Consider the following 14694-nt stretch of genomic DNA (forward strand, 5'->3'; position numbering starts at 1 on the left):
GTATACCACTGAAATCAGATTGCAGTTTAGCGTACAGCTGTACGCTAAACAACTCCGATTAGTGGAAGTGGGTGCTTTGAATCAACTAAACCAGCGTTGCCACCATGAACGATTCTCCGATTCTTGTTCATGATGTGCGTTTAGTTTGACTTGCCGATATAAGTCTTTCACAGGCATATCACATAAATATGACAACGCCTCATCAACGTGGTCAACGGTATGGATATGAAACTGACCTTGTTCGACCGCTTGGACTATGTCGGGTCTCAACACTAATTGCTTTTGGTTCGACTTGGGGATTAATACACGATGATTGCCATCTAAGCCACGCAACGCGCATAAATCAAAAAAGCCTTCGATTTTCTCATTAACACCGCCAATCGCTTGCACCTGACCAAACTGGTCAATAGCGCCGGTTAGCGCAACTGATTGCTTGAAGGGGACATCAGCAAGCGCACTGATTAAGCAACAGAGCTCACCTAAGGAGGCGCTATCACCGTCGACCTCATGATAAGACTGTTCAAATACCACCGTAGCAGAAACCGACATGGGTTCATGACGGGCAAAATGATGTGCTAAATAAGCGCTCAAAATCATCACACCTTTTGTGTGAATGTTACCCGAGAGCTCCGATTTGCGTTCGATATCGATAATATCGCCATCGCCATAATGGATGGTTGCCGTGATCCGCGATGGCTCGCCGAACTCCACGCCAGCGACACTGACGACCGTTAAACCGTTCACCTGACCCACGACTTTACCCGCAGTATCGATACGGACTTCGTTATTTAGAATACTGCGCCGACTCACTTCTTCTATATAACCACCGCGCTCACGTTGGTGTTTCACGGCACTACGTATGCTGTCACTGTCTATTTGTGTCTTTTCCTCGTGTGAGGCAACGGCATTCGCTTGTTTAAGCAATTGAAGGAGGGCGATGGCATCTAAGCTCAGTTCATGTTGATGCTCAGCCCAGCGCGACAACTCCGTTAGCACAGCGGCGTATGCGTCTTCGGTTAATGGCAATACGTCGGCAACATCCCATACATAGTCGAGGAATTTAAAATATTCTGAAACGGGCTGCTGTGTTGTGTCGTAACGCGACTGAAAGTCCGCTAAAAACGGGAATAGATCGCTGAAGTCGTCGTCATAGTCAGTGAGCGTCGCATAACTGCTGCGGCTTCCCACCAAGATAATTTTTATATCGATAGGTACCGGCTCTGGACGATAAAAATAAGCGGCTCCCGCTTCCATGGTGGGCTGCGGCCACTCAAAATAGCCACTCTTAAGCACTTCTTTTAAGCGCTTGTACATTGCCGGTTGGTCCAACAAAGCATCAATATCGATGGCTAGCACACCGCCATTGGCTTTTAGAATCCAACCGGGCTCTAAAAGATGAAGATCTGAACGCACAGTGCCACCAATGGACTGTACACCCATTTGGCCGAATAACTGCGATTCTGATACCCGATCACAATAATAATAAGGAGCAGGGTGCTCATGTCCGACAATCACTGTCGCAAATTGGTCGGACGCAAAATCATCAAAGGTTTTTTGTTTAACACGTTGGATATAGTCGCGCAGAGCGCGCGTATCGAACGACGTAACGAGTTCTTCAACAAGGTCATCGCGCTGGTCGAGCGGTTGCTGCAAGATGTGTTGTAACGCACCAATTACCGCAAACGCGTTACCCGATGGCACATTGACACACAGCGGGCGCAACGCATCGTCCGGGTCAGCTAAATAAAGCCAATCAAACCACCGACTGTGTTGCCATGTGGTCGTCGCAAAACACTCATCAAATACCTCTCTATGATTAAACCCACGAGGTACGATCGCAAAACAATGACCGTAAGCTCCCGTTTGCCGTAAAGCGGCCGTTAAACCGTTTAAGGCACGCTGTTGACCGACAAGCAATTGTGAACTGCATTCTTTCGGCCGTTGCGATAACCATGTGTGTGTTTGAGGAGTTAGTTGCGAAGCGCTCAGCTGCATATAAATCGAGTTCCTTATCCTATGGCCAGCTTAGATATGACCACAACAATCTTAGATGAAATTAATCGACCGATGTTAGCACAGGTTGGCTTTAGCTGTTAGCTAATAGCACGACGATATTGCTAAAGCTCGTACGCAAAATCTGCGATACATAACAGCCAAAACTGGACAAAATTTCACGTAGCAGCGCCTGAATAAACAGGCACATTTTAGAGTCGAAATCCTTAAATCGACTACGGCAAGGGCCGAGCGAGCGAAGCCGCATATCGACCGCCCCAAACTACCATATTAATGATTGCGTATAATGTATATTATGTTAAATCAGAGGTATATCAGCATAAGAGCTAGGTGAAGTGCTCACATTTTTACGTGAGCGCCGCCCTGCGTATGGCTGTCAGTAATTAAATAGTTCGGCGCGTTTGGGTAAGTTTTCGGTAAGATAATCTATCAACACGCGTACCGCTGGCAGTAATCCGCGTCGGTGTGGATACGTGAGATGCATAATGCCCACTGGCAATGTCCATTCGGGTAACACCTGCACTAGTTGTTGGTTTTGTACGGCTTCATTACATAAGTAAGTTGGTAATGCGGTTACACCTTGTGCCTTGATAGCCGATTCACGCAAAACAATCATATCGTCGGTAATAAGGCGTGGCTCAAATTTAATGGTTTGCTGCTCGCCTTTCTCGTGGGTCAACAAATAACGATACTGACCGCTGGTGTAATGCAAAGACAAATGATTCAGTGCTAATAAGTCGCTAGGCTCGTTTATTGGGTGTTGTTCTAGCAATGCCGGTGCGGCAAATAATGTCAGTGGCGATTCGCTCAATGGACGTGCAATTAAACTCGAGTCCTCAATATTTGGACGCACCCGTAAAGCAACATCGATGCCTTCATCAATTAAGTTAATCGGGCGATTAGTCACGACTAAATTAATGTTTATTTCTGGATACAGTGTCATAAACTCGGGCAATACATCCACAAGTAAACTTTGGCTTAATGCATAAGGCGCACTGAAATTGACTCGACCGCGTGGCTTTTCTAATAAGCGCTGGGTAACTTGCTGTGCACTTTCTGCGGCTTCGACCAGTTGTTGGCAATGCAATAAAAATGCTTCGCCCACATCGGTAAGCCGAATCCCCGATTGAGACCGATTAAACAAACGCATGCCCTGCTCTGTCTCAAGCTGTTGTAATCGCCGGCTCACCGTGGCTTTGGGCAAGCTTAACGCCCGAGCCGCAGATGAAATACTGCCAGCCTCAACCACTTTGGCGAATAAATAATAGTTAGTGATATCCGGAAGCGCCATACGGTGTACCAATTATGGAACGAGAGTTCTCATTTTAGACATCTTTTTAATTTTATGGAACACCATACAATAGCAGTATCAAATAATTGGAGGTGGTTTATGAACATTTTACACGTAGATTCTGGTATTTTCGTCGAGCAATCAGTCAGCCGTAAGCTCAGCGCCGATGTGGTAGCGCAGTTAAAAGCAAGCAATCAGAACGCACGCGTCACCCATGTTGACCTTATTCAAGCCCCGCTTGGTCATCTAACAGCAGAAGAGTTGTTGGCTGAAGAAAAACCGCATTTCGACAAGTACGTAAGCCAGTTACAAGAAGCTGATGTACTCGTGATTGGTGCACCGATGTACAACTTTACTATTCCGTCTCAGTTGAAAGCATGGATTGACCGTGTTTTACAAGCCGGTGTGACTTTCCAGTATACCGAGCAAGGTCCTGAAGGGCTGCTTAAGGGCAAAAAAGCGATTATTGCCTCAGGTCGCGGTGGTGTGTATTCAACGGGTGATCTCACAGCACTTGATCACCAAGAGAGTTACCTAAAACATGCCCTCGCCTTTATTGGCATCACGGATGTCGAGGTCGTACGTGCAGAAGGCATGAACATGGGTGATGAAGCACGCGAGCAAGGCTTTAAGAACGCGGCCGAGCAAATCGAACAGTTATAAGCTCATTCGTCATCGCGGCGCGCAATCAGTTGCGCGTCGTCTCCTATTTGTAAGATCTCTAATTCTATCGGCTGACAGCAAATCTGACAGTCGACAATTTGTCGCGTACCCAAGTCATTTAGCCAATCCAGCTCTAGCTCATTAATCGCCATACAATATGGGCATTCAAATGTCCGTGCATCCGCTAAGCTCATCGCTACGCCTCTATTTATCGCCGATAATTGAATCCAACTGCGTTATATCGCTCGTATACAAGTCAATCAAGTCACCAACGCAGGCTGTCATGAAATCCTACACTTTTCTACTGGCATCGCTACTGCTGATGCCTACATTGACTGTAGCACAAGATACGCAAGTTACCGTTGATAAGGCTCACTTTCGTGCACCGATAAAAGAAGTGCGTGTACCTTCGGTGGTCAATACACTTGAGCAAAGCCAGCTGAGTTTTGCTGTTGAAGGTCTATTTAAAGCCCACAACGTTGACGTCGGCGCCAAAGTGGCTCAGGGTGACACCATCGCGGAACTCGATAAGCAACAAAGCGAAGCACAGTTGACTGAGTTGAGTGCGCAAGTGCGCGCAAGCCAAGCGACGTTGGATGATCAACAACAACAGTTTGATGAACTGAACGCACTCACTGAGAGTCAATCCGTGGCAAAAAGTGAGCTTAGACGCGCTCGTGCGGCGCTCAACATGGCGCGCGCCGAATTAGAAAGCCGTAAAGCGGCATTGCTGCGTGCACAAGTTCAACTTGAGTTTCATTCGTTAAAAGCACCGTTTGATGGCGTTGTATCGGCGCGCTACATTGATTTGGGTGAATGGGTAACGCCGGGTACGGCGGCGTTTGAGCTAACACGTTTAGATAAGCTGTATGTCGATGCCTTCTTACCTTTCCGTTACTTGCCTTATGTAGATAAAACGACCGAAGTATCCGTCATTCGCAAGGATCTATCGGGCGATGTACGGCACTACGATGCGTCCATTTCGGATATTGTTCCGACGACTACTAACAGTGAACGCGCTTTTAGGGTTCGTATCAGCGAACTGCCTAGCGATTCGCTCTATGTGGGTATGCCCGTTGATGTTCAATTTGATATAAAGCTGTCAGAGCCTAGCACGGTAATAAACAAGGATGCGCTGATACGCTACAGTGATGGTCGAACGTCGATTTGGCTGGTTGAGAGCAACGGTAATCAAACGATCGCAAAGCAGCAGTTTGTTAACGTGACCTATCGCTTTGGCGACTTTATAGCCATTGAAGAACGTTTACCTGAAACTGCGCAGGTTGTTGTGCGTGGAAATGAATCGTTGAACGATGGTGAAAAAGTTTCCATCGTGTCGGGTGATTAATATGATTGAATGGCTCATCCGACATAAGCATACGACTATCGTTGCAGTCCTGATCCTTTGTCTACTTGGTATCACGGCAGCGTTTCGCATTCCTATCCAGATGATCCCCGACCTTGAAGTCAGAACCATCAGTGTTCAGACACAGTGGCCAGGCGCAACACCGCAAGATATTGAAAAGGAAATCCTCATTGAGCAGGAAGAGTTTTTAAGAACGATTCCGAACTTACAGCGCATGGAAAGCACGGCAAGTACCGGGCAAGCAACCATTGAATTGGACTTTCCATACTCGGTTAACATTGCCGAAACATTAATACTAGTTAACAATGCGTTAACTCAAGTGCCAAATTACCCAGAGAATGTCGATGAACCTAAGATTTTTGCAGCGTCATTCTCCAGTAATGCTTTCATGTACTTCCGAGTAGCGCCTATTGAAGGGAATCCGCAGCAACTCGACATGATAATGATGCGAGATTACATCGAAGACAATGTAAGACCGCGCATGTCATCGGTTGCCGGCGTGTCGCAAGTTGAGGTGAGCGGCGGTGCTGAACGGCAAGTTAGAATCCAGCTTGATGATGCAGCACTGGTTCAACACAACGTGTCGGTTGCTGACGTACAACGCGTGCTGCGCGCTCGAAATCAGGACACCTCTGCCGGCGATTTAGAGCAAGGTAAACGGCTATATCTGCTCCGCACAACGGGGCGCTACGATGCATTAGAGGACATCGGCGATACCATTATTCGTCGTGACGGGCAGCAACTCTTGCGCTTGAGCGATGTCGCGTCTATCACCCTCTCCCATTTTGAACTGCGTAGCGAGTCGTGGTTTAAAGATAATCAGGTGCTGAGTCTTCAGGTGCAGCGCGAGAGTGGCAGTAATGTTATCGATATTAAGTATGCCATGCTTGATGAAGTGGAGCGTATTAACCAAGAATTACTGCGCCCTGCGGGCATGGAGATTATCTTAAATTCCGATGATGTACGGTATGTCGAACAGTCAATCTCGAATGTATTAGTGAACCTGTTGATCGGTGCGGTGTTCGCTACAATAGTCATGTACGCGTTTATGCGTACTTTCCGCGGCACTATGATGGCGGTAATTGGCATCCCTATTTGTACCCTTGCCGGATTTATTGGTTTACTGCTGCTTGATCGCACGATAAATGTAATCTCGCTTGCAGGTATCGCGTTCGCACTCGGAATGACACTCGACAATGCGATCGTAGTATTAGAGAGCATTGAACATGAGCGGCGGCAAAATAAAAAGCCTATGCAGGCGGCGATTGATGGCGTCAAGCAGGTTTGGACCGCAGTACTCACATCGACACTGACAACGGTGTTGGTCTTTTTACCCATTCTATTTATTCAACAGGAAGCCGGACAGTTATATTCTGATGTCGCAATAGCAATTTCATCAGCGATCGTTGCGTCGATGATCCTCTCCGTCACACTGGTTCCACTACTAGCCGCTCAGTTTCCTCCACCACTTAAAAAGCAAAATATGGATTGGGCAGATGCCATCACTTCACGTGCTGAAAAGCTATATAAGCACCGAGGCCGTAGTTTAACCACAGTGGGAATTACTACGGTCGTTGTTGTTGGTATTTGGTGGTGGTTAATGCCCCCTGCTGAATATCTGCCGGAAGGTGAAGAAGCTAAGACTTTCGCGACGATGTCAGCGCCACCGGGTTACAACCTATCTACCATGTCGAATATCGCTAAAGAGATCCGCGATATTTTTGATCCTGCATTGGTCACAGAAAACACTGAAGTTAAACGGAGCGGGCTTACTATCCCCGCACTTAAAACAATTTCCTACAGTGTGCAGCCGACCAATATGCGTATTATTGCAGAAACCCGTGATCCCGACCGCATCGATGAGCTCATGGCGCGCATCACTGAAGTCTATGAACGTTACCCTGGCATGCGCGCGTTTGCTGCGAAAGGTTCGATTATCAGTAGTAATGATGGTGGCACGCGGAGCATTAATGTCGATGTCTCGGGTAACGAGCTTGCACCTTTGTACGCGGCTGCGCGCGCAATATATCAACGCAGTCAGGTAGTGTTTAAGCGGCCCCGAATTCAAACAACACCCAATGCATTAACGTTGGCGCAGCCACTGATTGAAGTAAAGCCGGACTGGGACCGCTTGAGCGAATTGGATATCAGTGCTGAGGTGCTTGGCAGTGCTGTAGCTTCCCTTTCAGACGGTGCCTTTGTGGGTGAGTTCTTTCGGGGGGATGACAAAATTGATATGTATCTATTCAGTGATCAGGCAACGTCAGTAAAACCGTCAGATCTCGATAGCCTGCCAGTCATTCAACGCGATGGACGGCCAGTATTTTTATCATCAGTTGCTGATATTGTGGAAACGGTAGATACGAGTACTGTAAGACGCGTCGATAGTCGTCGCACTGTCACTTTAAATATCATTCCACCTGAATCGGTTGCCTTAGAGCAAGGTGTCGAGCAAGTTCGCAGCGATGTGATTGGCTATTTGCGTGAACAAGGAGTCATACCTAAGGACATGACCACGCAGTTGTCAGGTGCAGCGGACCAGCTCGCCGAAACCCAGTCCGCGTTAATGGAAAACTATCTACTGGCCGTGGCGATTGTTTATTTGCTGATGGTTGCGATTTTTGCGCACTGGGGCCACCCGTTGCTCATCATGACAACCATTCCAATGGGGATAAGTGCAGGTATCGCGGGGTTAGCCCTGCTTAATGGAATTGGCCTATTTCAGCAACCCTTCGACATGATTACAATGTTGGGCTTTCTGATTTTGATGGGTACCGTGATCAATAACCCTATACTTGTTGTCGAGCGCACGCTGTTTTTGAAGAAACAGCAACACTGCTCGGTTCAAGACGCGCTTAGCGGTGCATTAAAAAGCCGTATTCGCCCTATCGCGATTACGACGGTCACAACATTGTGCGGCATTGCACCCTTGGTCTTTATTCCGGGTGAAGGTACCGAGCTTTATCGCGGCGTCGGCACCATCGTGATGTTTGGCTTAATGGGGGCGGCCATTGTTACAGTAACGACATTACCGGCATTAACGGCACTATTCTTGCGAAGTAAACTCAGTAAATGAGCTCATTTGTAGCGACAAGACCTTGTCTACAACCGGCGCAAGTTGGGTAAGATCAACGCTGGGGTATCCGCTAACGATATACTCCAGCGTTAACTCACTATCGCTGAAGGTCAAGGTCATCGTACCGTTTAACCCCAATCCCTGCAGCGGACCTAAGCCGCCTGTGAGACGAAGTACACGGCCGGGATCGACATAGGCAACGGTCATATGTTGAGCTTGTCTATCCCCTGCTATCTCGCAAAAACAGCCGCCGGCGACAGGGTCAATTGTCAGCGTGCCGTCTGCACCAAACCAAGTGTGATCAACAGGCCACCAGCTATCAATGTCATCGACAAATACTCGATATGCATTTGTCGCGCCGTCTTCATAGCGATGCGTTTGTTTGATATGAAAACCCGTACTGTCGCTTGATACAACGTCTGCCGAAGCAAAAGGTGATAAGAATAACGCGCTCACTAGGAAGTACAAGTGTGTGGTTTTTCGCATAGTTATCTCGTTAATATTTTAATTGAACGAGCATAGCATAGCGGACATAAAAAAAGCGGCAATATCATTGCCGCTTTTTTTTCTAAGGGGTCAAAGCTGGACTTATTGACCAGGCATTAACACGGCATCAATCACGTGGATCACGCCATTTTTAGCTTTGATATCCGCTTTAATCACCATCGCGTCATTAATCATCACGCCATTTGTTGCATCAACGGCAATAGTAGAGCCCTCAACGGTTTCTACATCGGTGGTTTTACCTTTGATGTCTGCGCTCATAATGTTGCCAGGTACTACGTGATAAGTCAGTACCGCACGCAACTTATCTTTGTCTTTAAGCAACTCGTCAAGTGCGCCGTCTGGCAGCTCCGCGAACGCATCATTAGTCGGTGCGAACACGGTAAATGGACCGTCACCTTTTAATGTGCCTACTAAACCGGCTTCTTTAATAGCCGTGACTAGGGTTGAGAACTGCGGATCTTTAGATGCAATTTGTACAATATCCCAATCACCTTTCATCTCTTTTTTACCACCATGATGATCGGCCAACGCTTGGGTTGATGAAAATGCGAGTACACCGCCTACTACTGCAAACATGAATTTACGAAACATAATATGCCTCCTCGAATAATTAGGGCATCGAATAATACGACGGCGTGTTTGATTTCGATTAAAAATAAAACTGTAAATGTTCTGTAATTTTGCCGATAAACCTATTTAGGAAGCGTTATCTGCACTGGAGCAAACATGGCTATACTCAATCGCTACTCGATCGTTCAACGACTCATTGCCCTACTCGGCATCGCAGCTATTGGCACCGCACTGATGGTTGCCTTTATGATGTTTATTCTGCGTGGTGTATTTGTCGATGAGGAAAAACACAAACTAGATGCCGTGCTGGATTCTGCGATAAGCGTTATAGGCTACTATCATAGTCTTCAAGAACAAGGTGAACTGACGGAAACTGAAGCCAAACAACGCGCGTTTGCCCGTCTTAATGAAATCCGCTACGAGGGAGAAGAATATATTTTCACCATCAACCGTAGCGGTGACATGGTGCAACATCCGTTTGCTAAGCAGCTTGTTGGGACAAATGTACTCGATTACAAAGATCCCAACGGTACGCGGCTATTTCAACAAATGGTGGACGGGGTAAAAAATCAAGATCGCGCAACGGTTGAATATATTTGGCAAAAAGGTGCCGATAAGAATAATTTGGTTGATAAGATCAGTCGAGTGCAAGTTTTTCAGCCATGGAACTTGATTGTCGGCACCGGCCAATACGTTGATAACATCGCCGCCCTACTTTGGGCGCAATTCTTTAAGCTAGTGTTACTGGCGATATTTCTATCCGTGCCATTGCTCGTTCTCTTTTTATTAATTATTCGAAGTATCGTGCGTCCATTAAAAGCCATTAATCAAGCGATGGAAAATATTTCCGAAGGTGACGGTGATCTCACCAAACGACTTGAGACTCAAGGCAATGACGAACTCACTCGAGTGGCTGAGTCATTCAATACCTTTGTTCATAAAATCCAGCAGCTTGTCACCAATGTGCAGGATTCGGTTGACGCTGAGCAGGCGGCAGCTGAGCAGTTGGCAAAATTATGTGATTCGAGTTCTTCGCAAACCGAGCGCTTAAGCCAACAAACCGAAGCCGTTGCTACAGCCGTCAATGAGCTTACATCTTCCGCCGGCGAAGTCGCAGATCATGCGCGCGAAGCAGCGGAATCAGCCAGTGTCGCGGATGAGCAATCGGGTCGTTCAGCCACCACAGTTCGGCGCGCCGTTCAGAACATTGATGAGTTGACACAACGTTTGAATCAAGCCAATCAACATGCAAAAACCTTGACGGAAGGTTCTAAGGAGATTGGCGACATTCTGAATGTTATTATCACAATTGCTGAGCAAACCAACTTGCTTGCGTTAAACGCCGCTATTGAAGCGGCTCGAGCGGGTGAAGCGGGACGGGGCTTTGCTGTGGTTGCAGACGAAGTTAGGCAGTTGGCGACCAAGACACAGAAATCGACGGATGAAATTGGCAGCATTGTCGACAACATTCAGCGCGCCATTAGTGATGTAACGAATATTATACGCGAAGCTGAATCAAGTTCTGAGCAAACCCGCGGTGAAACCATCGAAGCCGAACAAGCCATTAGTCAGATCCAAGAGGCTGTCGCAAATATCTCAGGAATGAATGTACAAATTGCGTCTGCAACGGATGAGCAAAGCCGTGTAACGCAAGACATTAGTCAGAATATAACGTCGATAAGTACGCTGACACATGATACTAAAGACGCGAGCCAACAGGTAAAACAAGTGTCTGATTCACTTATTAAAAACAGCGTTGATTTGAGTCAAATGATACGGCGGTTTCGCGTAAAATAGCCTTTTAGTTTATGGGGATATTGTTAATATGTCCTCTGTACGTTTATAGCCGTAAGGTGTAAACTATTGGCACTTTTACAAGGGAGCTGACTTTTATAAGTAAGCGGGTAAAAGTCGTCTTTTTCCTGAACTCAATCACCGCGGAATATCAAGATGAGTGAAACACTTCAAAACCAACCGATCGAATATAATATGAAGGTCGTTCGGCAGTTTACTGTCATGACCATTATTTGGGGTATCGTCGGCATGGGCTTGGGCGTGCTTATTGCTGCACAACTTGTGTGGCCTGAGCTGAACTTCAATACGCCTTGGCTTACCTACTCTCGCCTTCGTCCACTTCATACCAATGCCGTTATTTTTGCTTTTGGTACCAGTGCTTTATTTGCAACCTCTTACTACGTTGTTCAAAAGACATGTAAAACCAAGCTGTTCTCGGACCGCTTAGCAACGTTTACATTTTGGGGTTGGCAGGCTGTTATCGTGGCGGCAGTCATCACATTGCCCATGGGCTTAAGCACCACAAAGGAATATGCTGAGCTTGAATGGCCGATTGATATCCTGATTGCCGTTGTGTGGATTGCTTATGCAATCGTATTCTTCGGTACGTTAGCGATTCGTAAAACCTCGCACATCTATGTTGCAAACTGGTTCTACGGTGGCTTTATCGTGGTTATCGCGATGCTACATATCGTGAATAGCATGGCGATTCCAGTCAATTTCGTTAAGTCGTACTCAATTTACTCGGGTGCGGTCGACGCCATGATTCAGTGGTGGTATGGACACAATGCGGTAGGTTTCCTGCTCACAGCCGGTTTCTTGGGTATGATGTATTACTTCGTACCTAAACAAGCTGAGCGCCCTGTCTACTCATACCGTTTGTCGGTTGTTCACTTCTGGGCCCTTATCTCACTTTATATTTGGGCAGGTCCTCACCACCTTCATTACACTGCGCTTCCAGATTGGACTCAATCAGTGGGTATGGTGATGTCTGTAATCTTGTTCGTACCTTCTTGGGGCGGCATGATCAACGGGATTATGACCCTGTCTGGCGCATGGCACAAACTGCGTACTGACCCCATCTTGCGTTTCTTGATTGTTTCTCTATCGTTCTACGGCATGTCGACTTTCGAAGGCCCGATGATGGCGATCAAGTCTGTAAACGCCCTATCGCACTACACGGACTGGACCATTGGTCACGTTCATTCAGGTGCCTTGGGTTGGGTTGCGATGATTACTATCGGTTCAATGTACTACTTAGTTCCACGTTTGTTTAACCAGAAACAAATTCATAGTATCAAGCTGGTCAACGTGCACTTCTGGCTACACACGATCGGCGTAGTTTTCTACATCGTTTCGATGTGGATTTCAGGCGTAATGCAAGGCTTGATGTGGCGTGCAACCAACGCTGACGGCACCTTGACTTACAGCTTTGTTGAGGGCGTACAAGCTTCATATCCGTTCTGGACGGGCCGCTTTATCGGTGGTTTGTTTATTATCGCAGGTATGCTGCTAATGGCTTACAACTGTTATCAAACCATCCGTGCCGGCCGTCGTGAGACTGCCGCAGGTAACGTCGTACAAACAGCCTAAGGGAGATAACAATGAGTCGTGTAAAACATGAATTTGTAGAAAAGAACCTTGGCTGGTTGTCTGTTTTGATGATTATCGCAGTGTCGATTGGTGGTCTTGTAGAGATCACCCCACTGTTATTCCAAAGCCAAGTACAAGAGCCGGTTAAAGGTTTGAAACCTTACACCGCACTTCAGTTAGAAGGCCGCGATATTTACATGCGTGAAGGTTGCTCTAACTGTCACAGCCAGATGATTCGTCCGTTCCGTGCAGAAACCGAACGTTACGGTCACTATTCACTGGCAGGTGAAAGTGTTTGGGACCACCCTTTCTTGTGGGGCTCAAAGCGTACTGGACCTGACTTGGCTCGTGTAGGTGGTCGTTACAGTGATGATTGGCACTATGTGCATTTGATGAATCCACGTAACGTTGTACCTGAGTCAAATATGCCTGCCTTCCCTTGGTTAGCTGAAAACACGTTAGATGGTGCTTACACAGCTAAGAAAATGGAAGCACTTCGTACATTAGGCGTTCCTTATACGGATGAAGATATCGCTGGCGCAAAAGAAGCTGTTCAAGGTAAGACCGAGATGCAAGCGCTTATTGCTTATCTTCAATCACTCGGGACCGCTCTGAAACGCGCGGATAACGAATGAGTTACGAAGATTACGGCACTTGGCGGGGACTCTTCTCCATCGTGATTTTGGTAATTTTTATTGCCATCGTACTTTGGGTTTACCTGAGCCGCCGCGCCAACAAACAATTTGATGAGGCTGCTAACTCAATCTTTGACGAGAATGAGTCGGAGTCCTCATCTAACGAAAATAGCGAGAAACCGGAGTCCAAGAAAGATGAGTAACTTCTGGAGTGCATGGATCATTGTTCTAACGTTGGGGTTGTTGTTTGTCCTCATCTGGCTATTGCGTTGGAACATGAAAAACTATACGGACATCGATGAAGGCCAGGAGATGGACCATGAGTTCGATGGCATCGTTGAAGTCAATAACCCACTACCTAAATGGTGGACCTACTTGTTCTGGGCGTGTTTTGCTTGGGGCTTTGTTTACTTAGCACTGTATCCGGGGCTTGGTAAGTTCGACGGTTTATTAGGTTGGAAAAGCTCGAACCAAGATGTGCAATCGTTAGCTGAGTCACGTGCAGCCATGAAAGCTTCAAAAGATGACGGCTCTATCGTTCAGTACGACCGCGAAGTGCGTGATGCTGAGGAAGAGTTTGGTCCAATTTTCGAAGCCTATGCTCAAACGCCGATTCAAGAGCTGATCAAAAATGAGGACGCTTTAGAGGTGGGCCAGCGCCTATTCCTGCAAAACTGTTCTCAGTGTCACGGTTCAAACGCAATGGGCGGACGTGGCTTCCCTAACCTGACTGATGACGACTGGTTATATGGCGGTACTCCGCACGACATCAAGACGACCTTGCTTAACGGTCGTCAAGGCAACATGCCTGCATGGGGTGAGCAGTTCAGTGATCAGGAAATTACTGAGTTAGCGAACTATGTAGCGAGCCTAAGTGGTCGTGAACGTGACCCAGAACTCGTTGCCGCAGGTAAGAAAAACTTTGCGGTCTGTTCAGCGTGTCACGGTCCAAATGGTAAAGGTAACCAGCAGCTAGGTGCGCCTAATTTGACTGATAATGTTTGGTTGTACGGTGGTTCTATTGCCACTATCGAGGAAACTTTACATTACGGAAGAAACGGTGTGATGCCAGCGTGGAAAGATATTCTCGGAGAGGATAAAATACACGTTGTCTCAGCGTACATTTACAGCTTGTCTCACGATGAGTAAGTAAATCTGGTTTAAAGCCCCGCTACGGCGGGGTTTT

The 14694-nt window shown here is 47.1% G+C and carries 13 protein-coding genes; 8 read left to right on the plus strand and 5 right to left on the minus strand.

The annotated features are described in order from the left end of the window. Positions 1–81 precede the first annotated feature (81 nt). Together OS145_RS07610 and OS145_RS07615 are read right to left on the minus strand one after the other, a co-directional pair. Positions 82–1995, minus strand: coding sequence for an AAA family ATPase (locus OS145_RS07610; protein ID WP_006955748.1), 1914 nt, complete (start codon positions 1993–1995; stop codon positions 82–84). 394 nt (positions 1996–2389) lie between these two features. Further along, positions 2390–3304 carry a LysR family transcriptional regulator gene (locus tag OS145_RS07615; protein WP_006955750.1) on the minus strand — a complete coding sequence of 305 codons (915 nt, stop codon included), beginning with the start codon at positions 3302–3304 and terminating at the stop codon, positions 2390–2392. Between the two features lie 99 nt (positions 3305–3403). On the opposite strand from OS145_RS07615, the gene OS145_RS07620 reads away from it, so the two are divergent. Next, the gene (locus tag OS145_RS07620; RefSeq protein ID WP_006955751.1) at positions 3404–3967 is read left to right on the plus strand and encodes an FMN-dependent NADH-azoreductase; all 564 of its coding nucleotides are present in this window, start codon (positions 3404–3406) and stop codon (positions 3965–3967) included. Between the two features lie 2 nt (positions 3968–3969). Here OS145_RS07620 and OS145_RS07625 read toward each other — a convergent pair whose 3' ends face one another. Continuing rightward, positions 3970–4161 (minus strand): zinc ribbon domain-containing protein, encoded by a 192-nt coding sequence (locus OS145_RS07625; protein ID WP_006955752.1) that lies wholly within the window; start codon positions 4159–4161, stop codon positions 3970–3972. 89 nt (positions 4162–4250) lie between these two features. Here OS145_RS07625 and OS145_RS07630 point away from each other — a divergent pair, with 89 nt between their 5' ends. Then, positions 4251–5315 carry an efflux RND transporter periplasmic adaptor subunit gene (locus OS145_RS07630; protein WP_006955754.1) on the plus strand — a complete coding sequence of 355 codons (1065 nt, stop codon included), beginning with the start codon at positions 4251–4253 and terminating at the stop codon, positions 5313–5315. Between the two features lies 1 nt (position 5316). Next, positions 5317–8409, plus strand: coding sequence for an efflux RND transporter permease subunit (locus tag OS145_RS07635; protein ID WP_006955755.1), 3093 nt, complete (start codon positions 5317–5319; stop codon positions 8407–8409). On the opposite strand, the gene OS145_RS07640 is transcribed toward OS145_RS07635, so the two are convergent. Continuing rightward, complete coding sequence (locus tag OS145_RS07640) at positions 8380–8895, minus strand: SRPBCC family protein (RefSeq protein ID WP_006955756.1); 516 nt, start codon at positions 8893–8895, stop codon at positions 8380–8382. The two genes, OS145_RS07635 and OS145_RS07640, sit on opposite strands and share 30 nt — an antisense overlap. A gap of 102 nt (positions 8896–8997) precedes the next feature. Then, complete coding sequence (locus OS145_RS07645) at positions 8998–9507, minus strand: fasciclin domain-containing protein (RefSeq protein WP_006955757.1); 510 nt, start codon at positions 9505–9507, stop codon at positions 8998–9000. A gap of 135 nt (positions 9508–9642) precedes the next feature. Here OS145_RS07645 and OS145_RS07650 point away from each other — a divergent pair, with 135 nt between their 5' ends. From OS145_RS07650 to ccoP, 5 genes are all read left to right on the plus strand, one after another. Next, a complete protein-coding gene (locus OS145_RS07650; protein WP_006955758.1) occupies positions 9643–11283 on the plus strand; it encodes a methyl-accepting chemotaxis protein in 1641 nt (546 codons plus the stop codon). A gap of 153 nt (positions 11284–11436) precedes the next feature. Further along, positions 11437–12873 (plus strand): cytochrome-c oxidase, cbb3-type subunit I, encoded by a 1437-nt coding sequence (ccoN, locus tag OS145_RS07655; RefSeq protein WP_006955759.1) that lies wholly within the window; start codon positions 11437–11439, stop codon positions 12871–12873. A gap of 11 nt (positions 12874–12884) precedes the next feature. Next, a complete protein-coding gene (gene ccoO / locus OS145_RS07660) occupies positions 12885–13508 on the plus strand; it encodes a cytochrome-c oxidase, cbb3-type subunit II (RefSeq protein WP_006955760.1) in 624 nt (207 codons plus the stop codon). Further along, on the plus strand, positions 13505–13711 hold the full coding sequence (locus OS145_RS07665) for a cbb3-type cytochrome oxidase subunit 3 (protein WP_006955761.1): 207 nt from the start codon (positions 13505–13507) through the stop codon (positions 13709–13711). Before ccoO ends, OS145_RS07665 begins: the two co-directional genes overlap by 4 nt. Continuing rightward, a complete protein-coding gene (gene ccoP / locus OS145_RS07670; RefSeq protein ID WP_006955762.1) occupies positions 13704–14657 on the plus strand; it encodes a cytochrome-c oxidase, cbb3-type subunit III in 954 nt (317 codons plus the stop codon). The genes OS145_RS07665 and ccoP overlap by 8 nt, the downstream gene beginning before the upstream one ends. The last annotated feature ends 37 nt before the right edge of the window (positions 14658–14694 follow it).

Source organism: Idiomarina baltica OS145 (assembly GCF_000152885.1).
Taxonomy (GTDB): Bacteria; Pseudomonadota; Gammaproteobacteria; order Enterobacterales; family Alteromonadaceae; genus Idiomarina; species Idiomarina baltica.